The 21,391-nt window shown below is 58.2% G+C and carries 17 protein-coding genes; 8 read left to right on the top strand and 9 right to left on the bottom strand.

Annotated elements, in window-relative coordinates:
- The first annotated feature begins 92 nt into the window (after positions 1-92).
- Positions 93-761: a hypothetical protein gene (locus DRW39_RS04915; protein ID WP_157975934.1), complete on the top strand. Its 669-nt coding sequence runs from the start codon at positions 93-95 to the stop codon at positions 759-761.
- Between the two features lie 12 nt (positions 762-773).
- Here the strand turns inward: DRW39_RS04915 and DRW39_RS04910 are convergent, their stop codons facing one another.
- From DRW39_RS04910 to DRW39_RS04890, 5 genes are all read right to left on the bottom strand, one after another.
- Positions 774-1,184, bottom strand: coding sequence for a PPC domain-containing DNA-binding protein (locus DRW39_RS04910; protein WP_116106349.1), 411 nt, complete (start codon positions 1,182-1,184; stop codon positions 774-776).
- 136 nt (positions 1,185-1,320) lie between these two features.
- Positions 1,321-3,687, bottom strand: a complete 2,367-nt coding sequence (locus DRW39_RS04905) for an acyl-CoA dehydrogenase (RefSeq protein WP_232830068.1) — start codon at positions 3,685-3,687, stop codon at positions 1,321-1,323.
- 89 nt (positions 3,688-3,776) lie between these two features.
- Positions 3,777-4,463 (bottom strand): hypothetical protein, encoded by a 687-nt coding sequence (locus DRW39_RS04900; protein ID WP_116105897.1) that lies wholly within the window; start codon positions 4,461-4,463, stop codon positions 3,777-3,779.
- Positions 4,450-5,181 (bottom strand): hypothetical protein, encoded by a 732-nt coding sequence (locus tag DRW39_RS04895; protein WP_116105896.1) that lies wholly within the window; start codon positions 5,179-5,181, stop codon positions 4,450-4,452. Before DRW39_RS04895 ends, DRW39_RS04900 begins: the two co-directional genes overlap by 14 nt.
- The gene (locus DRW39_RS04890) at positions 5,182-8,106 is read right to left on the bottom strand and encodes a DEAD/DEAH box helicase family protein (protein WP_116105895.1); all 2,925 of its coding nucleotides are present in this window, start codon (positions 8,104-8,106) and stop codon (positions 5,182-5,184) included.
- 481 nt (positions 8,107-8,587) lie between these two features.
- On the opposite strand from DRW39_RS04890, the gene DRW39_RS04885 reads away from it, so the two are divergent.
- The 3 genes from DRW39_RS04885 to DRW39_RS04875 all read left to right on the top strand — a co-directional run bounded on the left by DRW39_RS04885 (position 8,588) and on the right by DRW39_RS04875 (position 11,800).
- Positions 8,588-9,505: a hypothetical protein gene (locus DRW39_RS04885; protein ID WP_157975933.1), complete on the top strand. Its 918-nt coding sequence runs from the start codon at positions 8,588-8,590 to the stop codon at positions 9,503-9,505.
- Positions 9,506-9,722: 217 nt separating this feature from the next.
- Positions 9,723-10,412, top strand: coding sequence for a hypothetical protein (locus tag DRW39_RS04880; RefSeq protein WP_116105893.1), 690 nt, complete (start codon positions 9,723-9,725; stop codon positions 10,410-10,412).
- Positions 10,413-10,897: 485 nt separating this feature from the next.
- The gene (locus DRW39_RS04875) at positions 10,898-11,800 is read left to right on the top strand and encodes a sterol desaturase family protein (RefSeq protein ID WP_116105892.1); all 903 of its coding nucleotides are present in this window, start codon (positions 10,898-10,900) and stop codon (positions 11,798-11,800) included.
- Here DRW39_RS04875 and DRW39_RS04870 read toward each other — a convergent pair.
- Together DRW39_RS04870 and DRW39_RS04865 are read right to left on the bottom strand one after the other, a co-directional pair.
- Complete coding sequence (locus DRW39_RS04870; protein WP_157975932.1) at positions 11,776-12,990, bottom strand: carboxypeptidase-like regulatory domain-containing protein; 1,215 nt, start codon at positions 12,988-12,990, stop codon at positions 11,776-11,778. The genes DRW39_RS04875 and DRW39_RS04870 overlap by 25 nt on opposite strands.
- Before the next feature lie 81 nt (positions 12,991-13,071).
- Positions 13,072-13,860: a DUF4382 domain-containing protein gene (locus tag DRW39_RS04865; RefSeq protein WP_116105890.1), complete on the bottom strand. Its 789-nt coding sequence runs from the start codon at positions 13,858-13,860 to the stop codon at positions 13,072-13,074.
- Positions 13,861-14,008: 148 nt separating this feature from the next.
- Here DRW39_RS04865 and DRW39_RS04860 point away from each other — a divergent pair, with 148 nt between their 5' ends.
- From DRW39_RS04860 to queG, 4 genes are all read left to right on the top strand, one after another.
- Positions 14,009-16,027 carry a thioredoxin domain-containing protein gene (locus tag DRW39_RS04860; protein WP_116105889.1) on the top strand — a complete coding sequence of 673 codons (2,019 nt, stop codon included), beginning with the start codon at positions 14,009-14,011 and terminating at the stop codon, positions 16,025-16,027.
- Between the two features lie 6 nt (positions 16,028-16,033).
- Positions 16,034-17,005 carry a PorP/SprF family type IX secretion system membrane protein gene (locus tag DRW39_RS04855; RefSeq protein WP_116105888.1) on the top strand — a complete coding sequence of 324 codons (972 nt, stop codon included), beginning with the start codon at positions 16,034-16,036 and terminating at the stop codon, positions 17,003-17,005.
- A 145-nt stretch (positions 17,006-17,150) separates the two neighbouring features.
- Positions 17,151-18,383 carry an SUMF1/EgtB/PvdO family nonheme iron enzyme gene (locus DRW39_RS04850; protein WP_116105887.1) on the top strand — a complete coding sequence of 411 codons (1,233 nt, stop codon included), beginning with the start codon at positions 17,151-17,153 and terminating at the stop codon, positions 18,381-18,383.
- 62 nt (positions 18,384-18,445) lie between these two features.
- Positions 18,446-19,390 carry a tRNA epoxyqueuosine(34) reductase QueG gene (gene queG / locus DRW39_RS04845; protein WP_116105886.1) on the top strand — a complete coding sequence of 315 codons (945 nt, stop codon included), beginning with the start codon at positions 18,446-18,448 and terminating at the stop codon, positions 19,388-19,390.
- On the opposite strand, the gene lspA is transcribed toward queG, so the two are convergent.
- Entirely contained in the window at positions 19,387-19,944 is a 558-nt protein-coding gene (lspA, locus tag DRW39_RS04840) for a signal peptidase II (RefSeq protein ID WP_157975931.1), read from the bottom strand. The two genes, queG and lspA, sit on opposite strands and share 4 nt — an antisense overlap.
- A gap of 32 nt (positions 19,945-19,976) precedes the next feature.
- Positions 19,977-21,323, bottom strand: a complete 1,347-nt coding sequence (locus DRW39_RS04835) for a TlpA family protein disulfide reductase (protein WP_232830067.1) — start codon at positions 21,321-21,323, stop codon at positions 19,977-19,979.
- Positions 21,324-21,391: the final 68 nt, after the last annotated feature.

Genomic DNA, 21,391 nt, shown 5'->3' with positions numbered 1-21,391 from the left:
CTGGAATGCCCCAAACTCCCCGGGGTGAATCGAAGCTTTTCATTAATTTGGGGAAGACTAACGCCCTTGAACCCATTAACCGCCAGCACAGCATGCTCCGCATTCTAACTGTTCTTCTATCCCTTCCACTTCTCTTCTTGCTAATCAGCAGCTACCCCGCCCCGGTGGAAGAGAGCCAGAGCGTCCCCGATATTCAAGAATCGACGCTACCGAGGAACAGTCGGGGTACGGCCTCCGGCGATAACCTGATGCAGTACCGGGGCTACCCGGCCAGCTACGTGCTCGAACAGCTCTCGGGCATGCCCGTCACGTATAATCTGGACGACGACCCCCGCATCGACTTCTATTACGTTTATCCGGAATTGACCACCGAAGAGGCGAAGAAAGTTGCCGTTCAGAAGCTGGTAGAATTCGTAGGTGGTCAGGCCCGGGAGATACCGGTAGCTACGGCCGGATATCTACTCCAGCCCACGGATGCGTTTGGCCAGGTAAGCGAGAAGGATCTTGGTCTCGAGGGAACCATAAAAAGCGTACACAATAGCGAGGTAGGGGCCACCGAATTGTCGCTCGAATCGCTGGCCGAACTCCTGAACACCCATCGGCAGGAGAAATTCTTTGTTGACGATACGGCCTGCTGCACCAACGTGCGTTTCGACAGCGATGACGCCGTCATTGAATTGCGTAAACAATTACTCGCAACGGCCGGCGTACGGCTTAAGTCCACTGAACGGAAAGTACCCATGCTCCAGGTCACGAAATAGCCCGGCAATCCCTCACCGCGGCTTAATCGAAAGTTCTCGGTACCCGGTGCTGCCGTCGTCTTCCCGTAAGAATCGGTGATCAGGTGATTCCCCGATTACGATCTCCGCAGTAGTGTATATCCTATTCCCCTCCAGGAGATGTCCCCCGATCATAGCACCGGTACTATCCGCCACGCTGAGGTGTAAGTGACTGCCGTGCGTACTCACCGTACCTACCAAACTGACGATCTCGAAGTGACCGGAACCCGACGTACCCTCCGGCTGGTTAGCAAACCGTAGATGCCAGTCGGTAAGGCTTCCTACGCACGTCATGATGTATCCCGCCTCTATCTGGTGAGCATCAGTATAGCGCTGAATGCCTTCCCGCAAGTCCTCACCTGGAAGTAACCGAAAGGGATGAATGCGGGCAGCTTGTCCGGGCATACGATTGGGGAATGATTGGCAGGACGCAATCAGTACACAACAAAGGATTACGGCCAATTTCTGAATCAAGCTAAGCATTTTTGGAGTCAGCCGTAAGGTAATTCCGATCGGACCATCATCCGACAGCTACACCTCCCTAAAGCGCGATCGGCGCTCCCAACAACTCATCCGGTATACCAAATCCATCCACCAGCACGCCCACCTCCGGCCGCAGCTCGGCGCAGAGCACATCCACCCACTTACGGATGGCCTTGCTCTTCTGCCCGCTGATGTACCCGCTCTCCATGTACCAGGCGGCATGGTGTTCCAGCGTATGGGCCGCGTAAAGTTGCAACGTCTTCTCCAAAAGGTCAGCGACTTCCGCATGACCGCCCTTTTCCCCTTCACCCCCTATCCCCTTTACCCCTTCCCCTAAAAGCCCGTCCAACCGGTCCAGGGAGGCATCCAGCGTCAGCTGCTCGACGTAGGCCTCCGCCGCGGCGATCATGTGGGTCTGACACAGCAGTCCGGCCTCATAGGCACTCTTGCCATCCTTGATATAGGCGCGCAGCCGCTGGGCCAGGGTGCTGACCAGTCGACGGGTGCGGAAATGGAAGGCGGATTGATAAAAGCCCCGGCTTTCCAGGTGCTCGCGGTCCGTCTGCCGCACCACGATCGGGTTCTGCTCGGTCACGATGGTACCGACCCGCCGGCCGATGAATTTCAGTACCGCGAAGTTGCCGTCTTCCGAGAAGTTCTTTTTGAATTCGGTAAGCAGACTCTTTGCCAGCAGCTGCATCAGCACCGTATTGTCCCCCTCGAAGGTGGTGAAGATGTCCGTGTCCGCCTTTAGGTCGGCGATGCGGTTCTCCGCCAGGTAGCCCTTGCCCCCGGTCGCCTCCCGGCATTCCTGTATGGCGGCGGTGGTAAACCAGGTAGCGTAGGATTTCATCCCCGCCGCCATGGCCTCGATCTCCCGCATATCCTCCTCGGTGCGATTCACGAAGCGCTCCAGCAAATGGTCCAGGCCGAATTGGATAGCGTAGGCCTTTGCCACCAGCGGAATCAGGCGGCGCTGCTGGTTCGGATAGTTCAGGATGATGGTTTCCGAGCGCATCGACTCGGAGGGGAACTGCCGGCGGCGCAGCCCGTAGCGCACCGCGATGGCCAGGGCTGACTTGGCCGCGCTCAGTCCCGCCCGCGGCACGAATACCCGGCCCCCCACCAGCGTGCCGAGCATGGTGAAGAAGCGCCGACCGGGACTTTCGATCGGGCTCTCGTATTCCCCTTCCTCATTAATGCCACCGTATTTATTCAGCAAGTTGGCCACCGGTACCCGCACGTGGTCGAACCACAGCCTGCCGTTGTCCACCCCGTTCAGGCCCATTTTGTAGCCGTTATCCTCCACCCGGATGCCGGGCAGCACCAGCCCTTGCTCGTCGCGCACCGGTACCACCACCGCATGCACGCCGTGGCTCTTACCGTTCACGATCAATTGGCAGAAGACGGCCGCCAGCCGCGCGTGCATGGCATTTCCGATGTACTCCTTACCCGCCGCCACGCTGGGGGAATGGACAATCAGTTCCTTCGTTTCCGGATCGTAAACGGCGGTGGTTTCCAGTCCCCGCACATTACTACCGTGGCCGGTCTCCGTCATGGCAAAGCAGCCGGGCAGATCCAACTGGCCGGTGTCGTAGAGGTATTTGTCGTGGTGGTATTTGGTGCCCAGGTTGTAGACCGCGCCGCCCCACAGCCCAAACTGCACGCCAAATTTGATTACCAGGCTCAGGTCATGGTAAGCGATGGTCTCGAAGGCCGCCGCGTAGTCCGACATGCTGTCTTGTCCCCCGTACTCCTCGGGGTAGGAGAGGGCACCGATGCCCTCCTGCGCCAGTTCCTTGCACCATCGTAAAACCTGCTCGCGGTAGTCTTCCTTGATCCGCAGGGTGGGGCGATCGAAGGAGGGGCGCAGCAGGATCTTCTTCGTGCGTTCGATGATGGCCTCGTGCCCATCTTCCAGGATGGCCTGCAACGCCCGCGGGTCGATGCTTGATTCGGCGATCGCCTCCGTCAGTTTTTCCCGCTCGTCGTACAGGGGAAAGAGCGAGCGGTAGGTATCCTCCTCTACGCCGCCCAGCATTTGCTCGATCCGCGTAAGGGCGGGGAGTTGCTCCTGCCAGAACGTTCGGCGCGCGTCCGGATCCTCCTCGGCGGCCAGTCCAAGCCAACTCCCGAGTTCGGCGAGGCTGGCGGGGCGATCGGAGGGCAGGGCGCCGGCGGCTTCCCGGCCGCTGCTCAGCCACTGCTGGTAGCGCTCCCGCGCGGGTGGCCGGGCGGGGTCGCTCCACTTTAGCAGCAGAATTTTATCCTCCCTTGACAGGAACGGCAATCCCGCTGCTTCCTCCCGGATCGATTCGATCTCGTGGACGCTCAAATGGCGGTCCGACCAAGCGGCGTACAAAAACGGAACCATCGCCTGAATGCCGGGGGAAAGGGAAGTATTGCTTTGGAGGTCTGCGCCCATGGTGGATCGATATTTGGTTTCCAAACGTCCTCCGGCCCAATGTGGTTGGTCGGGCGTCCCCCTTAACGGTAGCGGACGTCATCCGCCATTCAGGATTTTTTGGCGGCGGAGCGCAGGATTGAAGCCTTATCTATTACCGGTTGGCGGTCCATAAGCTCGAGCCGAGTTTTCCCGATATCCGATTCCGACATGGGATTCAGTCGTTGGGCAAGCTGAAACGGCGGTCGCGCGGAGTGGTAAGAGAACACGGTGATTACGGGTACGACCAGCAGTAGTATAATTACTTCTCTCCCACTCAGGTTCTGTCTAAAGAAGGGACTACAGGAAATGATGTACGGCAACACTATCCCGACCGTTGCCAGCATGAATACTTCCAAATATGCCATGACTTCCGTCCCGGCAGTCAGGTAATTATCGGTCGGATCATCTGGATTAAAGTACACGCGGTAGCGACGATGTTTAGCCAACTCCTTTAGGAAGGTCGAGGCGTCGGACTCCGAAAGTTGGCGCTTGCCCGGTGCCAAGCGGTTACCCGTGTAACGCACGCCCCTGGCGTAGAAAACATACGGATGTTCCAATTCGGCCCGGTAGTATCTTACGTTCTGAAAGATGTTGCGGTACCGGAGCGGTAAGCGGTCGGGACCGTCGGACAGCCTAGCCGGAGCTTGTGGCCACCCCAGGGTTCGCTGGTGCTTGACCTCCCTGCCAAGGATCCTGACGGCGTACATGGCACTTAGCAGGAATAAGACGGCCGCTATTCCATTAAATAGGATCATCTATCTGGGGACGCTTTAGGGGCAACTTCTCTGGATCGGTCAGCGGCAGGGGACGTTCCTCCAGGCTTCTGAGCAGGTTGTCATCGTTGAGGATTTCCTCTTCAGCTTGTTTCTTGCCCTCCAGCTTCACCGGCAGCAGCAATTTGCCGAGGTCGAAGACCGGTTGCGCTAGAAAGTATACCACGAGCATAACCACGAGAGTTACCGCGGCTACCGTGAATAGGATCGTAAATTTCTGGTCCTCGGGAAAGCTATCCGAACCGAACCAGGCCAGGCACGCCGGAAACAGCAGCCCATAGATGAGGAACAAATAAACCTTGCCGTACCCGAGGATTGGTTTGCCAATGGTGAGATAGCTCTCTTCCGGCCGGTTCGGGTTGAAATAAACCTCGTATTTGCGGTGCTGGGACAATCCCTTCAGGAAGATCTTCGCTTCGTCGGCGTTCATTTTATCCAGCCGGGGTGCCAGCCGGGAACCGGTATAACGCTTGCCCCTGGCATAAAACACGTAAGGTCGTTCCAGGGCCGCCTCGTAAAAGATCGTTTCACCCAGGTGATTGGCATCCGACCCGGCAAGCTTGTCCTCGCCGGCCTCCAGACTGGCCACCGCCCGGGGCCAGGTCAGTACGCGTTGGCGATTAGCTTCCTGTACCGCCCGCCGGACAATGCGGAGGGAGGTAAGCATAAACAGCAGAGCGGCCAGTGCGATCCAGATCATCTATCGCCAGAGTTGTTCGCGGCGGGCCGCTTCGGAAGCGACCTTACTACTGGCCTGTAACCGGGCCGTGAGCAGGTGCAGGCGACCGGCCGGCTCCCGGGTGTAGATGGCCTCGAATTCCTGCTCCACGACGCCGGAAAGCAGCCGGGCCAGTTCGTCGGCATCTTTCCGGTTGCCCAGCGCGGAGGGGACGCCGAGGTAGTATTCTCCCTTCGTCCAGTCATCGGGCAGTTTCATCCGGAGTAGGTACCGTGGATTATCCACCGGCGACATCAGCTCACCCAGGGCCCCCGCAAAGACCTGGCCGTCGTGGTGCTCCGCATCGGAAAGGAATACGATTTCCTCCCCCGCTTCCTCTTCCAGCCGCAGCCGGTCCGGTGTAGCGGTATGGAAGTGGTTACCCCGGTGCAGACTCTCCGCCAGGGCCCGACCGTATGTTAGAAGTCTGGACCGGGTATCGGCCAGCAGCGTATGACGACGCGCCGCTTCGTTGCGCTTCAGCTCGGGGCGGAAGGCGGATTGGGCCACCATCCAACTGAAATAAACGCCCACAAAAAGCAAGGGACCTTCCCAACCTACGCCTAGGAGTAGCAGAAGGATAAATATCAGGGGATGACCCAGGTGAGCACTGAGGTCGAGCTCGTCCGCAAACGCCGGATTGCGGTCGCTCCGCTCCAGCCGCGGGCGGGCCTCCTCGCGCAAGCGCAGTAGCCGCGGTATGTAATACAGGGCCCCCGCGCCGCCGATCATGGCGAGCGTCCAGGGCAGAAAGGGTAGGGCGAGCGCACTACCCGCCAGGGCACCCACCAGGCCCACCAGGCAAGCCACCTTCATTTGCAACAGTACCATCCGGTAGCGTTCTTCGATGTGCCGGTCTATGGATTCCCGGTAGTGGAGGGTAAGCGGATCCTTGGTCTCGTAGTATCGCTCGGCGGGCGGGCGGATGGTTTCCACCAGCTGGGTACCTGCCGCCAGCGCATCGTTCCAGCGCCGGGCCAGATCGTCGCGGTTGGTCGCCCTCTTTTCGCTTAGCTCCCGTAGCTCCAGCATCGATTCCGCGTTAGTGGTGGAAAAGCTTGCTGCAACCGGAAGGCTGAGTGTGTCCGATTCAACCGTTCTTTCGTGTTGTCTATTCACCTGGATATTGTAGCGTTCCAGGCCGTTCTGAATGGCCGGCTTTCCGACCAGCCGCGGGCCGGCAAAACCACGGAAACGCCGCCGAATCCGGTCGACTTCCGGCCCCCCGCGTTTCACCTCCGGATGCACGACCACGGGGTGCCAGATATTGGCCGTTTTATTCGGTTGGCCGCGTACCGTTCGGATCGCGCGCCCGCGCATCTGATTACTCAGTACGAAACTACCCACCCGGTTGGCCAGAACGAGGGTGTTGACGATCGGGGCATCCCACCCCTCCCCCAGCAGCGATTTGGTACCCACAATCACGTGTATCCCCCCTTCCGCGAAAAGTTGGGTTACCCAGCCTACGATGTGCTTGCTGGCTACGTTGGCCGTCTCCAGGACCAGGTATTCGGAGTCGGGGAAAAGTGGCCGGGAGGTGATGACCGTCTCGTCCGGCAATCGATCGTACGCGATCTCTAGCAGCCGTCGCTCTACCGATCGGGGCACGATGACCAGCGATCCGGATAACACGCAGAGCTGGTCCCGGTAGTAGGCCCCCTCCTGTCGCCTAAGGGCCTCAAAGACGGGTACCGTGCCCACCTTCAGCAGGGGCCGCCGGTCGTGTTCGGTCGTCGGTAGAAACTCTTCGTAAATGTTGTCGGTCAGGATGACCATACGCAAGTCGTCCAGCAGCGCATCGCTCTCCAATTGCGTGATGTGGATCACGGCATCCAATTGCGCCTGCGGACTTTCCAATTCGTCCGCCGCCGCCCCGCTTACCGGCGGCAAGGGTTCGTCCAGGCGGAGTTTACCCCGGTCCCAGGCCCCCATACCGGAGAGGCCCCGGCGATACGGCTGCAGCAAAGGCTTCGCGTGCTCATCCAGGAAGTATTCATCCTGCCGCAGGGCCCGCTCCAGGAAAACCTTTAGCCAGTAATCATCGAGCGCCGGGGCGAGGGTGGCTTCCCCGTGCAGCACGCCCAAAGCGGGGGCCGGGGGTTCACTCCCCTGGGCGCGCAGTACGCTCAGCAGGGAGGTAAAGTATTCCGGTTGCTCGAAGATGGCCGGATAGTGCGCCTCCGGGTCCTGAAGCCAGGGATGATCGCGAATCAGGTAAGCCAGCTCCGATCGGGTATAGGCCAGCTCCAGCAGTTGTCCTTTCCGCTCCTGCCATTCCCGAAGCAGGCGCCCTTCCCCGGGTGGCGGCAGGATGGGGTAGAGGTAATCCTGGTGGGGACAAAGGTCACCGGTCGCCACCAGTTCGGGGATGCTGATCTCTTCGTCGATCTCGCCGCAGAAGCCGTGGTAGCGCCGCCATTCAATGCCGCTCACGTCGTAGGGTGGGGTAGCGGTCAGGGCTACTAATTCGGGCCGGTAGCGCCCGGCCACTGCATCCAGCACCCGCCACCATTCCCGGCGCAGGTGGTGGCATTCGTCCACGACCAGGGTATCCAGCCATTCCAGCCCGTCGGTACCGATCTTTTCATGGTAAGCCCACAGCGCCTGGTAGGTCACCACGGTAAGGGCCGCCGGCGCGTATAGGTCGGTGGAAACATGGACCGGGTCGCCACCGAAATCCGCCCGGAAACGCTCGATCCACTGCTCGCGGATGGTCAGGTTCGGGGCCAGCACCAGGGTCTGTCCGTTGAGCCGGCGCATGATTTCCAGCCCCAGCACCGTCTTTCCTGCTCCCGGTGGGGCAACGACATGAATTTTGCGGTCGTCCCGGTACTGGTCGAGCCGGTCGAGGATCCGGGCCTGGTAAGCGCGCCAGGAGTACCGAAAGTTGAGTTCAGGCAGCGGCATGGTGAAAGGTAGAGTATGTAGCGGTTACCCGGGGAGTTTTACCCCGTAGCCGCCCCCCAATACGTATTGAAATCAAAGGTCTTAGGACAACGAATGACTACATCACAGTTTCATAATTCTAATCATTCAAAATTAAGGCTTCAGTCGCCGCTGCCCATATGTGCTGTAAATCGGGCGAAAAGCTGCATTATAAAGCAGTGAAGAACACGGGAATAATTAAAAAAGAGTAAAATTATTCTCTCAGGTATAGAATTAACCAATTCCGGAAGATGTGCTTTGGAGTGCCGATCCGGATACATTTAGGTGGGTACACAAATCACGGTTATCGAATATCGGTGAATGATATTCAAATGCAAACCGTATTGCTTGTTATCACGATTATACACCGATGCCCCGTCCAGTCAGCGAAATGCGCGGAAAGTGGCTCCCCTATCTATATTCGTGCCATTCCCCCACTGCCTGTTGGCAAAACAAACACCCCTTGACACGCACCTGCCTGACGGGGCTTTTGGTCCTGCTACTCCTTCCCCTCACGGCCCAGTTGGCCAATTCAAAAAAAGCCATCACCGAAATCCGCCGCAGCAAAATTATCCTGGGCCTGACCGGTGACGAACAGATCGATCAAGCCCTCCGTACCGCGGTGGATACCTTCTGGCGGGTCGGTCGCCTTTCCGGTGAAATGCCCTACGAGGAAGCCCTGGAAGTCGCTAACAAAGACGATGGAACCATGGTCCTCTACTTTGACAATATGACGAGCGAAACCAGTATGCTGCAAAATCAGTTCGGTCAGAGCGGGTTAACCCGGCAAACCTGGGTGCCCGGTCCTTCCAGCCGGAGCCTGATCCTCACCGTAAGCTCCGGAAAGCGACTGAAGCGGGACATGAAGGCCTTCCTCGCCCTACCTACTGACGACGATGGTACGGTGCCGGAGGCCGCCGTCCACTTTGCCGTGTCCGCTCTTAATGATATGTGTGCCACCGTCGCTCGGGCGCCGAAGTCCGGTGTTGCCCACCTGAAGGCCACCATCGCCAAACGCGGTCGGCGGCTGAAGACAAAGACCCTGTACGTCCTCGATGAGCTCATCGATAAGAAACTGACGGTTGACGAATTCACGGAATTGTACGGCTACCGGGTGGAGGTAGTAGACTACGAAGATTGGTCGCAAATCGTCCTCAATCGGCAGGAGGAAGCCGCCTATTCCATCGTGAGCCCTACCCCGATGGGCGGCAATCACGTCTATGCCCACTACCTGATGGATGCCGCTTCGGGAACCATCCTCGGCGTCGCTTATCCCAAGGTCGCCGTCGCGCTCGGTCCCATCAACCTGTCAAAGGGTAATTCAGCAACCATCAACGAAAAGATGGCGGAGATGTACCACGAAGCCGTCACGGTCCGGTAAAGCACCGGCCCCGCGGTGGCGTTCGTTGTTCCCCAAAACATTATATTCTCCGTCTAGTTATAGTCAATTAGACACCGTTTTCACCGCCGGAATACTATTTCGGCCGGATATTAGTTTATTTGACATACTGTATCGCAACTCCCGACTTTGATTTTCTGGTGAGTTTAGTACGGTCGCCTGACCCATTGCCTTAAAGTTTCACCTCCAAATCACTAACATGAAGTTGGGAAGAGCGCTGTGGTCGGTAGGCTCACTACTGATCAATTTGACCATCGTCGTCCACCTCATTATGGCCCGTCGGATGCCCGTCGGTGACCTTAGCGGACGTCTGGCCTACGTGACGAAAAACTGGGATATATACAGCATAAATTGGCGGATAGAATGGCTCCTGATGGCCATGATCGCGGCGGGAGCCGTATTCTTTGCCACCCGTACCCGTATCCTTAGTTGGGCGATCATTTCGGTCGGTCAAGTGCTCCTGCTTATCACTTACCCCGTACTTCTGGCGGGCTTCGTGGAGACATCCCTCCCAATCGCCTCTCTGGCCGGTCGCCTGGCTACCGAAATATTCGTCTCCGGAAATATTCTCTTCCTCGGCGGTCTCGGACACCTGTATCTAAACGACGAAATCGCGGCCCCCTGGCTCCGCTACCCGGCGGCGGTATTGGCGATCCTGGGTACCCTCGCCTTCGTAGCCTGCAACTTTGGCTTGGTTACGCTGGAGGAGGTGACGGTCGCCGCACCGTTGCTTATCGTGCTCCACCTCGTCAATAGCTATTACGGCCTGGTCGTGCCCCTCAGTCGCCGCGGCGGCAGTCGACGCAGCAGCAGTAGTAGCAGCCGTCGCCCCGCCCGGGAGCCACGGGTCTCCATGAGTCGACAGGATGAAAGAGCCATGCGTGTCTGATTGGCATCTTACCTGCGCTCCGTCGCAAAAATTGTAACATCCGAGGAACGCCAAGCGTATCCGGTGGGAATGTAAAAGCAACATTTCGCCCCGCCCCGGTCGTACCGCAACCGAAACGCTCTCCTTTCCAGCCTGTGATGACTTAGCCGCGCCGGCCCATCGCTTGACGCGCAACACCGCCCCTATTATTTTGTACTGCGTACCCGCCCGGCGAACGCTTCGAGTACGAATCTGCGCTATGCCATACTGGAAGAAATCGTGGAGTAGGTGAGCAGTCCCCCTTCTACTCCCTAATCAGACTGTCGGCCTGCCTTCTGATCGTATTTTTGCGGCGGAGCGCAGGATAAAATGAACGTCAGCGGCAGCAAAGCAAATTTCGAACGACCTGCTAGTACAACCGGAAAGCAAGTTCAGGTTTTCGCGCACCGGAGAGGGAGTGTGCACCCCGGGCAGAACCTTTTACCATGCGGAGTGCTTGATGAAGCATGCCCAAACTTCGCTTCTACTTCCCCTGGTTCGATCGCAAGGCCTTTCCGGTGTTAGCTGGCCTCGTCGCGGGCCTGTACCTCCTGGAAGAAGTGCTGGTCCTCCGCGAGCAACACCAGTCCAAAGTCCGCCGGTCGGTCATTAATACCGCTGTCGCGGCCAGCGGATTCGCCGTCGTACGCGCGGCGCTGCTGCCCGTCATGATCTGGGCGGGTACGGTCGCGTCACGCCGTCGCTTCGGGCTGGTCCACTGGCTGGGCCTTCCCCGTCCGGCCCGCTACGTGCTGGGTTTTTTGCTGCTGGATTACACGAATTATTTCTGGCACGTGCTCACCCATAATGTGCCGCTGCTGTTCCGGCTGCACCGGGTACACCATTCCGACATGGATATGGATGTCACCACCGGCTTTCGGTTCCACCTGGGGGAACAGGTTTTTTCCATCCTCTACCGGGGTGGCATGATCGCCCTGATCGGCGCGGATCCCCGGCTGGTGCTGGAGTACGAAGCCGTCTTCGAAGGGTGTACCGCCTTCCACCACAGTAATGTACGCCTGCCGAAGCGGGTAGAAAAGATGCTGGCGCTGGGTCTTATCACTCCCCGGGCGCACGGTATTCACCACAGCATCGTGGAAGAGGAATTCAACAGCAATTTCGGCGTAGTTTTCCCTTTCTGGGACCGCCTGCACGGCACCCACCGCTGGGAATTACCGCAGCAGCAGGTGGTTATCGGAATGCCGGCCTACCGGGATGCCCGCTCGCTGACGGTCAGCCGTTTGCACACGATGCCGTGGGAGCCTATCCGACCCTGGGCACTACCGGACGGAAGTGTTCCGCGTCGTGGTGCAGCTGACCGGACTATCGTCGAACCCGGGGATAGTCAGTCCGCATCCGAAGGCGAATAGTCGCTGGGTAGCATTCGGGTGACCTGGCTGGCACCCATGGCACCGCCGAAGCCGATCGGGCTGTCGCCCAACGTTCCATCGGCTCGGAACGTAGCTTCGGGGCCACCAACTACCATGACCGAACTGGTATACGCCGCCCGTTTGCGGCGGTCGGGTGGCAGGGGTTGCCCCCGGCGGTCGTGAAAGTAGAGTATGGTGATGGGACGATCCTGCAGCCCCGCAATGGTCATTTCTCCATCCGAGGCATGACTCAGATAGGGGCGTAAGTCTATCGGTCGGGCGTTGCCGTCGATCATCTCATAAGTAGCAAAACCCTGGCGGTCGAGATCATCCTCAAAGAGCGCCCGGAGAAAGTGCTGTCCGGAAAAGTAGTACACCCGCTGGCGGTTACGTCGGTGTTTTTTACGGGCCCGTCCGTCCGGGCCTTCGTACGGCTCGAAATAATAACTGCCGAGGCCATAGGTGCTTCCGGCACGGTAATCGACCGTGAACCGCTGTAGGTCAACGGATACCCGGTACCCCAATGCGGGGACATCGACCTGCAGCGATCCGTTGCTCTGTGCCTGCAGATCCGTTGCCTGCTCGAAGGTCAGCGACTTCCCATCAATGGACCATTCCACTTTTCTCAGATCGTCGGGTAGCCCGTATCGCTGCACGAGTACATCGGCGTTGTGTAGGGTGTCCACCTCGTAATTTCGATCAAATCGGAGCCGGTCCGGGTGAAGCAGTGTTGCGCCCTGGCTCCACTCGTCGGTTCCCAGGAATCGTTCGCTAAACTCGGCTATGTTCTTCTCGCGATTATTGCGATCCCCGACTTCCACGGCGGCCATTTCGTTACGGGCGGGTGCCAGTAACCAGTTGCCTCCCTGGCCCGCTTGCTCCACCTTGCGGGTGGCCAGTTGATAATTGAGGTGGGTGACAACTACCGTTGCCGGTAACCGGACGGTTGATAGGGATAAGCTGAAGCTACCGTCTTCGTTCGTGGTTGTTCCGATAGTCGTCCCGTCGAAGTACACCGTGGCGAAGGGAATAGGCTCCCGGTTGATGCTGTCCCGTACGGTCCCCGCGTATTCGGCCTGACTCGACCCGACCCGCGGAAACAGGAACAGGAAACACAGTAGACTGGCCAGCCGGAAAGGCAATTCGGGCAACTCGGAAATAGACAATCGGTCGGAAGGGATTTGCTGCACGATAGCGGCAAATTACACTGATGGGCGGACAACTACCGCTCGGAGCCAGATTTTCTCCCTTCATGCTGACCGGAGTCCTAATTAATCCAGATCAAGCGTTCCGAGGTGGGTGAGTGCACCATCGGCGACCATTACATTTTTCACCACTTTATTGGTGAAGGCCGTACTATCGGAAGGAACGACCTCGACGGTGTAAGCACCGGCCGGTACGTCCATTAGGAGAAAGGCACCGGTAGAATCCGCGTAGGTTCCCAGCGTATCACCGGCAGCTTGGTAGGCAAAGACCCACTGGCGGTCCGCCGGGGATAGTAGACCCCCGATGCGGCCGGTTTGCTGGTCGGCGATCTCCCGCAGGCTGGCACGGATGACCGGTTTGAGGTTGTATTTGCCGCTGCCGCCCGCTTCGACGACGCTGCGTCCGGCATCGAAGTCCAAGATCATGAGGTAGCTGTGGTCGGGCTCGAGCGTTGCGTCCTCCAGCTTAATTTTCAATCCGGACTGTTGGGCGCTGGGCGTGCTCAGGGCAATGAGTTGGCTATCGATCTGCACGAAGTTTTCGTCACCTAGTATCAGGCGTACCTCGGTCAGCTCGCCGGCGGGGAGCGCGCTATTAGCGATCAGCGTATCGATACCATTAGTCAGTTCCAGCAGGTCGTAGCTGCCTCCGATGTTTTCATCCATCGCTACGAAGTCTCCATCTGCGATGCGGACTTCGACGCCGACGACGTCCACGATGACCTTTTCGTAGTCGGCGGGGGAGTCGGTCAGGCGCACCTGGAGCCGGGGTAGGTTGGCGGCATCCTCGTTACAGGCAAATAGAAATAGGAATAGGACGGACGCGAGGCCGCGAATTAGCGTAGATAAGCTCATATTAAGCGGATTCAAATGTCAAATACGAAAGGGGAGGTAGAAACGGCCAGTTATACCCGGGGAGTGCCGCCCGGACATTCCATAACGTTTCCACCGTGCCGCCTAAACTCCTTCCAGCCTGGAGCCTTCTACGTAAAAGTCCCCGACTATCGCTAATCGATTACAGCACGAAACAAGCCCTTACCTGCTACAGCACGCCCACAATCCCGTCGATTGGTACCCCTGGGGCGAAGAGGCACTTTCCCGTGCCGAAAGGGAAGACAAGCCCATCCTGGTGAGCATCGGCTACTCCACCTGCCACTGGTGCCACGTCATGGAGCGGGAAAGCTTCGAAAACGAGGCGACGGCCGCCTTTATGAACGACCACTTTGTATGCATCAAGGTGGACCGGGAGGAAAGGCCGGACGTAGACCAGGTGTATATGGATGCCTGCCAGGCGATTACGGGTGGCGGTGGGTGGCCGCTAAACGCCTTTTTACTACCGGACGGTCGGCCCTTCTACGCCGGCACCTACTACCCGCCCGAACGGAAGTACAATCGACCCTCCTGGACCGAACTGCTCGAATACCTCAGCCGTACGTACGCCGAGGAGCGGGACCAGGTGATTGCCCAGGCCGAGCAACTGGTCACCAATCTCCGGTCGGGAGCGGATCGGCTGCTTCAGATAGAAGGTGAATCGGAAGCGGAGGAGGACGAGGGTATGATGGAGCAGCTGCGCGCCGGCTACGATGCGGCCCGCGGTGGGTTTGGAGGAGCTCCCAAATTTCCCCAGAGCCAGGCTTTGGAACTCTTCCTGACCAACGGCCTCATCACCGGTAACAACCATGATATTTACAGTGCGGGGCACGCCATGCGAGCCATGCTTGGCGGGGGTATTTACGATCAAATTGGTGGAGGCTTCAGTCGGTACACCGTTGATGCGAACTGGCGGGTTCCCCACTTTGAGAAAATGCTCTACGACAACGCGCTGCTACTGCGCTTGCTGGCGAAGCTGCAAATGGTTACGCCCGACCCCCGCTACTTACAGGCTATCGCGGAGACGACCGACTGGCTAAAGGCCGAAATGGCCCTTTCCGATGGAGGTTACCGTGCCGCACTGGATGCCGACAGCGAAGGGGTCGAAGGGAAGTACTACGTTTGGGATTATGAAGAGCTGGAAGCGCTGTTTCCCCCGGAAACCGTTGAGCTCGTGGCCGACTTTTTTGGGATCACGGCGCAAGGGAACTGGGAGGAAGAGCATACGAACATCCCGTACCGGCCCGGCCCACTGCCCGCCGTCACGGACATGCCTACGGACGTTGCCGTGGCCAAGATAGCCGATGCGAGGCGTACGTTGGCGGAAGTGCGGCGCCAGCGAATTCCGCCCGGAGCCGACGATAAGCTGATTCTGCAGTGGAATGCCTTACTCGTCTCCGCGTGGACCTGGTGCTACCGCGCCACCGGACACAAAGATTACCTGCAGCTAGCAACGAAACTGTACCGCGACCTCGTCAAAAGCCTGCTGCACGACGGCAAATGGCACCGAAGCCTGACGAATGGTCGTCTTGGCGCACCGGCGTTTCTGGACGACCATGCCGCCATAGCGGAGGCGGCTTTGGACTTGAGTGAGGTCACCTTTGAACTGGACTATGCGCTGATCGACGCCCGCCGGCACGTGGACATCGTACTGCAGGAATTTTCAGACGAGGCAAACCTGATGTTTTACCTGCGCCGGCCCGAGGGGAGTGAATTACCGGTTGCTACGAAGGATTTCTACGATAATGCGCTGCCCAGCGGCAATTCCCAGATGGCGGCGAATCTCTATCGCCTGGGGAGGCTTACCGAAGAATCCACCTATAGCGACCGCGCGCAACGGATGCTGTCCGCGATACGGGGCGCGATTCGGCGCTACCCGACCAGCTTTGCGGGCTGGGGGCAAACCTACTTACTCATGCGGCAACCGGAGCGGGAACTGGTCATCACCGGAGACGATGCCAAGGCCGCGGCACGCGAATTCTTGTCGGAATACCGACCCGGATTGTTGATCGTCGCCGCCGAGGAAGCCCGGGAAGGGGTGCCAATGTTACAAAACCGCTACCTTTCGCAACTACGTTACTTTCTCTGCGAAAACCGGACGTGCCGATTACCGGTTGATACGGAAGAGGCCGTCCGTAAACTGCTGAACTAGAAATACATGACCCGCCGTTACCTCTTTTTTTTGCTGTTGCTCCTGGCGGGTGGCATGCTGCATGCCCAGCAGCTTGGTCACTATAGTTTGTACTGGTTGGATCCGGTGCAGTTCAATCCCGCGTATGCCGGCCTGGATAACAGTCTGAGTATCACGGGTACGTACCGAGCCCAGTGGACCGGTCTGGAAGGTCAACCCAGCAGCCAGCGCGTCAGCGCCCACTTGCCCGTTTACTTTCTGAGTAGCGGATTCGGAGTAGAGGCGGAACGGGACGAGCTGGGTGCCCGGAGTCTGAACCGCTTTGGGGCCACTTGGAGCTATCAGTTAGTGACGTCCACCTCCGTCTGGTCGGTCGGCGTTTCCGGGCGGTACTACCAAATGAGCCTGAATGGCGCCGCGCTGCGCACGCCCGACGGGGAATATCCCGAGCCGAACTTTATCGAGCACAATGATGCCCTCTTGCCCAATGGTAACGAGGGGGCCGGCACGCTGACGTTTGCCGCCGGTATCTACTACCAGTCGGAACGATTGGAGGGTGGAATATCCGCGAGAAACGTAACCGAGAGCGTCATCGCCTTTCCGGGATTGGATTACCGGCTGGGGCGGCAGTACCACGCCTACCTGCGTGCCCGCTTCGATTTTCTCCGGGCCTGGGAGCTCAGTCCGTTGGTGGGAGCCATGAGCGACGGCGTTCAGCACCAGGTAACTACGGGCCTGATCGCGCAGTACGATGAAAACATTTTTGGCGGTTTAGCGTACCGCGGTTACAATAATAACTCCACGGATGCCATTCTAGTGATGGCCGGTCTGAACCTGAGCGACAAACTATCGGTGGCTTATGCCTACGATCTTACGCTCTCGGATCTGCGCACAGTTCAGGACGGGAGTCATGAATTGACCCTAAAGTACAATCTCCGGCAGCGAATTGGTGCCGGTGTGCCCCCGCCTATTATCTTTAACCCACGGACCAAACAATGATCAATGTCGGCTTGCCGCAGATTCAGCAACCCAAACTGTTAAATCTACTTGCGGTTCCGCACTTGTGATACTAACTATGTTTTACCCTACGTTCCCCTTCTATACACCCCGCCCTTTGAAAACGAGGAAAATTCCGGTTTTGCGCATGAAAAATCAATTACATACTCTTCTGGCCGTCCTGCTCCTGGGACTGACTTTATCCAGCTGCGGCGGCAGTCGAGAAACCGGCGAACTCGTCGGATCGCTCGATCGTCCTACCTGGAAGGGCGTTCAGCCCTACGGCATGGTCTACATCCCTTCCGGGTTCGTCCACGTCGGTAACAGTGACGAGGATATCACGGGAACTTTCATTCAACGTCCTAAAGCCGTGACCATCAACGGTTTCTATATGGACGACACGGAGATTTCCAACAACGAGTACCGGCAGTTCATGGACTGGGTCCGCGACTCCATCGCCCACGTCATCCTCGGTGACGTCGACGAGAACGGCAACATCGACTGGGAACTGCCCCTCGACTACAGCGACGAAGCCCTCTCCGAGCTCTACCTCGAAGACTACTTCGCCGGTAAAAAACAGATCAACACCAACCTGTACGAGTATACCTACAGCGAGGTAGACTGGACCGAGGCCGCCATGGCCCGCCCCCGCGGCATCGACGGTCAGGGCATCACCGACTACATAACGGAGAAGACCGTAAACGTATATCCCGATACCCTGGTCTGGGTACGTGACTTCGCTTACGCCTACAACGAGCCGATGGCCCGGGTGTACTTCAGCCACCCCGCTTACGATAATTACCCAGTTGTGGGTATCGACTGGCACATGGCCCGCGCCTTTAGCCACTGGCGGACCACCCTCTGGAACAGCTACAACGAAGAAGCGCTCATCGAGAGCTTCCGTCTGCCCACCGAATACGAATTCGAATACGCCGCCCGTGGTGGTAAAGAGCACGCTCCCTACCCCTGGGGTGGCCCTTACGTTCGCAACAGCAAGGGGTGTCTGCTGGCTAACTTCAAGCCCGGCCGCGGCAACTACGCTGACGACGGCGGTTCCTACACCGTACCGGTCGACGCCTACTACCCCAACGACTACGGCCTCTACAACATGGCCGGTAACGTATCCGAGTGGACCATCACTGCTTTCCAGGAGAACGGAACCAGCTTCATCCACGATTTCAACCCGGACATCCGCTACAATGCCAAGGACGACGACCCCGTCTCCTACAAGCGGAAAGTTATCCGCGGAGGCAGCTGGAAAGACATCAGCTTCTACCTCCAGAACGGTACCCGGACGTTTGAGTACCAGGATACGACCAAGTCTTACGTTGGCTTCCGGAACGTGATGTCCTTCACCGGCCGCTCGATCAACGACTTCTAGAAATATTTCAGCGCTTAACTTAACGGCCGCTCCGGATTACCGGGGCGGCCGTTCCGTTTTCTATGGATCCTACCGCACTGGCAAACCACATCAAGCAATCCGCCTACGACCTGGGGTTCCCTTACGTCGGAATCGCGCGGGCCGAGCGGATGGAGCCCGAGGAGCGACGACTGGAAGCCTGGCTTAACGCCGGTAACCACGGGACGATGCGCTGGATGGAAAATCACTTCGATAAGCGGGTAGATCCTACCAAACTGGTTCCCGGTGCACGCTCCGTCATCTCCCTGCTGTACAACTACTTCCCGGCAGATGATTTACCCAGCCAGGAAGCTCCGAAGCTGGCGCGCTACGCGTACGGAGAAGATTATCACCGCGTGGTCAGGGGCAAACTACGGGAGCTTACCACTCGGTTAGAGGATTACATCGGAGCTTCCATCGACGGGCGCGTTTTCGTCGACAGTGCGCCCGTACTGGAAAGAGACTGGGCGGCACGCGCTGGGGTAGGCTGGGTCGGTAAGAACACCCTGCTACTGAATCCCAAAGCGGGTTCGTACTTCTTTCTCGCGGAGATTATCAGTGACCTGGATCCGGCGGTGGATTCCGCTATCAAAGATTATTGCGGTACCTGCACCCGGTGCATCGATGCCTGCCCGACCGATGCGATTAGCCCCCAGGGATACATCGTAGACGGGAGTAAATGCATCAGCTACCTTACCATCGAACTGAAGGAGGCCATACCCGAAGCGTTCAGGGGGCGGATGGCCGGCTGGGCTTTTGGCTGTGATATCTGCCAGGAGGTGTGTCCGTGGAACCGCTTCAGTACGCCCCACTCGGAACCGGCCTTCCTACCACATCCGGATTTGGCGGGCATGGGTAAACGGGAATGGACGGAAATGACCGAGCAGGTATTTCGCAAGGTGTTTCAAAAATCGGCGGTGAAGCGGACCAAATTCAGTGGCCTACGCCGGAACGTCGATTTTCTGGAAGGGGGTGGACGGAGCGATTAACGGATGGTCGTCTCCTCGTCCTGGTGCTCCGGCTGATAAGTCGTCGTCATTTCGGGCTCCACCGGCTCCGTTTTTTCGGGGCGTAGGGCAAACGGAAGCATGATGAACATACCGGCCATGATGGCCATATCCGCGACGTTGAAAATTCCGGTCTGTAAACCGAAAGCTTTGAGGTGGAGCATATCCACAACGTGGCCGTAGAGCAAGCGATCGACGATGTTGCTCAGCCCGCCACCTACAATCAGTGAAAGGGCGACTACCTGCCATGCATTCAGGAGTTTCTCCCGGAAGATGTAATACAGCAGCGCGAGTAGTAGCAGGGCGGGGAAGAGGTTCAGCAAGAGCGGCCGCCAAAAGTCGTTCAGTCCGGAACCGATACTCAAGAAAGCGCCTGTATTGTGTACGTGGGTAAGTCGCAGGATTCCCCCCAGGAAAAACTGATCGGGTTCCCCCTGCAGATGAACAGTGGCTAAATATTTAGTCCACTGGTCGAGTCCGACCGTGACCAATACTACGACGAGTACGGTGAGAAGCCGGGATTTGAATGTTTTCATTGGGATAAAGTTAGGGTACAGGCCGCTGACCATTAATTAACGCCCAATACTTCCGCAAGCTTACGTTCTAAGTCGGCCCCACGTAAATTCCGGGCAATAATGTGGCCGTCGCGGTCCAGTAGCACGGTCTGGGGAATGCTGGTCACTCCGTACAGCCGACCGTATTCGCTTCGCCAACCCTGCAGGTCCGACACGTGCAGCCAATCTAGTTTGTCGGCGGCGATGGCCTGTTCCCACCGATCCTGCTTGTCGTCGAGGCTTACCCCGAGGATTTCGAATCCGCGGTCCTTAAATTTATTGTACATCCGCACCACGTTCGGGTTTTCGCGGCGGCAGGGGCCGCACCAGCTGGCCCAGAAGTCGAGCAAGACAACCTGTCCGCGCAGGCTTTCCAGATCGATGGAGTCCCCTTCCGGCGTTTCCGCGGTGAAGGAGGGGGCTTCGGCACCGATGATGAACGTCTTCATGGACTCGGTTTGCCGTTTCATTGTCTCCACCGCGGCCGGGTAGCGATCGGCAAATTCCGCGGCGATGCTGTCAGCCAGGGGGATGACCGCCTGGTGGCGTTGGGGGAGGATAGCGGCCAGGGCACCACTGCGGGCCAGTAAGCGGGCGCGGCTTCCGGCGGGCCATTTGCGGGTTTCATCGAGGAGCAGGTCGGCCAGTTTATCTACCGGGACGATGGGGAAGATCTGATTTACATAGGTGCGGTAGCCCTCATAGGTCCATGCCAGATCGTTGTAACCTGGGTCCGAGTAATCGACAAATTGGAAGTAGGTGTCTAGATAGTGCTCGAGTTGGGAAGGGTAGCTTCCCTGAGGAGCGCTGTAGTAACTTTCGTAGGTATTGAGGCTGGCGATCCTGCCCAGGATCGGATGACTGGCCTTGAGCTCTTTCACCAGGGCTGCCTTTTCGCGGTCCATTTCGACCATTGCTTTCCGCCCCTCTTCGTTGACGCGGGCGTCGCGGATGACTTCGATATCCTGTTGCAGTGTCTGGTATCGCTCCTGAAACGAGTCGAAGCGCTTCTTCAGGCGGTCGTAAGCATCGTTCACCGGACTGTTCTGTACGACGGCGTTCCGTAACGATCCGCATTTTCCGGTTACCTGAATGGGTTGCGTACCGCCGAGGATGATCGGACGGACATCCTGCGGGGTCACGCCGAGGTAGCGGAAGACGGGCTCCTCGAGTTCCAAAGACGTCGTGTAGGTTTCATCGTCCGATTGGCTGAGATCGCGAATGGGGACGAAACCGAAGCCCGTGAAGGCAAATAGCTTGGGGGGAGTGGCGCACCCCTTTAGATCGGCGGTGAGGGATACCGTGGTCTGCGCGGACAGTCCGGCCGTAGCGAGGATGAGGAAGAAAAGAAACCGATTCATAAAGCAAATTTACGGGATAATTGCCGTGCCGTAGGGGGAAGGTCCATTCGCGTTGGGACGGGACGCTG

This window comes from Lewinella sp. IMCC34191, assembly GCF_003390935.1.
Classification (GTDB): Bacteria; Bacteroidota; Bacteroidia; order Chitinophagales; family Saprospiraceae; genus Neolewinella.
The sequence above is the reverse complement of the archived record's forward strand: the minus strand, read 5'-3'. Positions and strand labels throughout refer to the sequence as shown.

What these genes read in the sequence shown, in the direction of transcription:
- queG (WP_116105886.1), top strand. Translation starts at nt 18,446, where the DNA reads ATGGATCCTACCGCACTGGCAAACCACATCAAGCAATCCGCCTACGAC.
- DRW39_RS04865 (WP_116105890.1), bottom strand. Translation starts at nt 13,860, where the DNA reads ATGAGCTTATCTACGCTAATTCGCGGCCTCGCGTCCGTCCTATTCCTA.
- DRW39_RS04855 (WP_116105888.1), top strand. Translation starts at nt 16,034, where the DNA reads ATGACCCGCCGTTACCTCTTTTTTTTGCTGTTGCTCCTGGCGGGTGGC.
- DRW39_RS04915 (WP_157975934.1), top strand. Translation starts at nt 93, where the DNA reads ATGCTCCGCATTCTAACTGTTCTTCTATCCCTTCCACTTCTCTTCTTG.
- DRW39_RS04890 (WP_116105895.1), bottom strand. Translation starts at nt 8,106, where the DNA reads ATGCCGCTGCCTGAACTCAACTTTCGGTACTCCTGGCGCGCTTACCAG.
- DRW39_RS04835 (WP_232830067.1), bottom strand. Translation starts at nt 21,323, where the DNA reads ATGAATCGGTTTCTTTTCTTCCTCATCCTCGCTACGGCCGGACTGTCC.
- DRW39_RS04875 (WP_116105892.1), top strand. Translation starts at nt 10,898, where the DNA reads ATGCCCAAACTTCGCTTCTACTTCCCCTGGTTCGATCGCAAGGCCTTT.
- DRW39_RS04880 (WP_116105893.1), top strand. Translation starts at nt 9,723, where the DNA reads ATGAAGTTGGGAAGAGCGCTGTGGTCGGTAGGCTCACTACTGATCAAT.
- DRW39_RS04910 (WP_116106349.1), bottom strand. Translation starts at nt 1,184, where the DNA reads ATGCCCGGACAAGCTGCCCGCATTCATCCCTTTCGGTTACTTCCAGGT.
- DRW39_RS04895 (WP_116105896.1), bottom strand. Translation starts at nt 5,181, where the DNA reads ATGATCTGGATCGCACTGGCCGCTCTGCTGTTTATGCTTACCTCCCTC.
- DRW39_RS04900 (WP_116105897.1), bottom strand. Translation starts at nt 4,463, where the DNA reads ATGATCCTATTTAATGGAATAGCGGCCGTCTTATTCCTGCTAAGTGCC.
- DRW39_RS04905 (WP_232830068.1), bottom strand. Translation starts at nt 3,687, where the DNA reads ATGGGCGCAGACCTCCAAAGCAATACTTCCCTTTCCCCCGGCATTCAG.
- lspA (WP_157975931.1), bottom strand. Translation starts at nt 19,944, where the DNA reads ATGAAAACATTCAAATCCCGGCTTCTCACCGTACTCGTCGTAGTATTG.
- DRW39_RS04850 (WP_116105887.1), top strand. Translation starts at nt 17,151, where the DNA reads ATGAAAAATCAATTACATACTCTTCTGGCCGTCCTGCTCCTGGGACTG.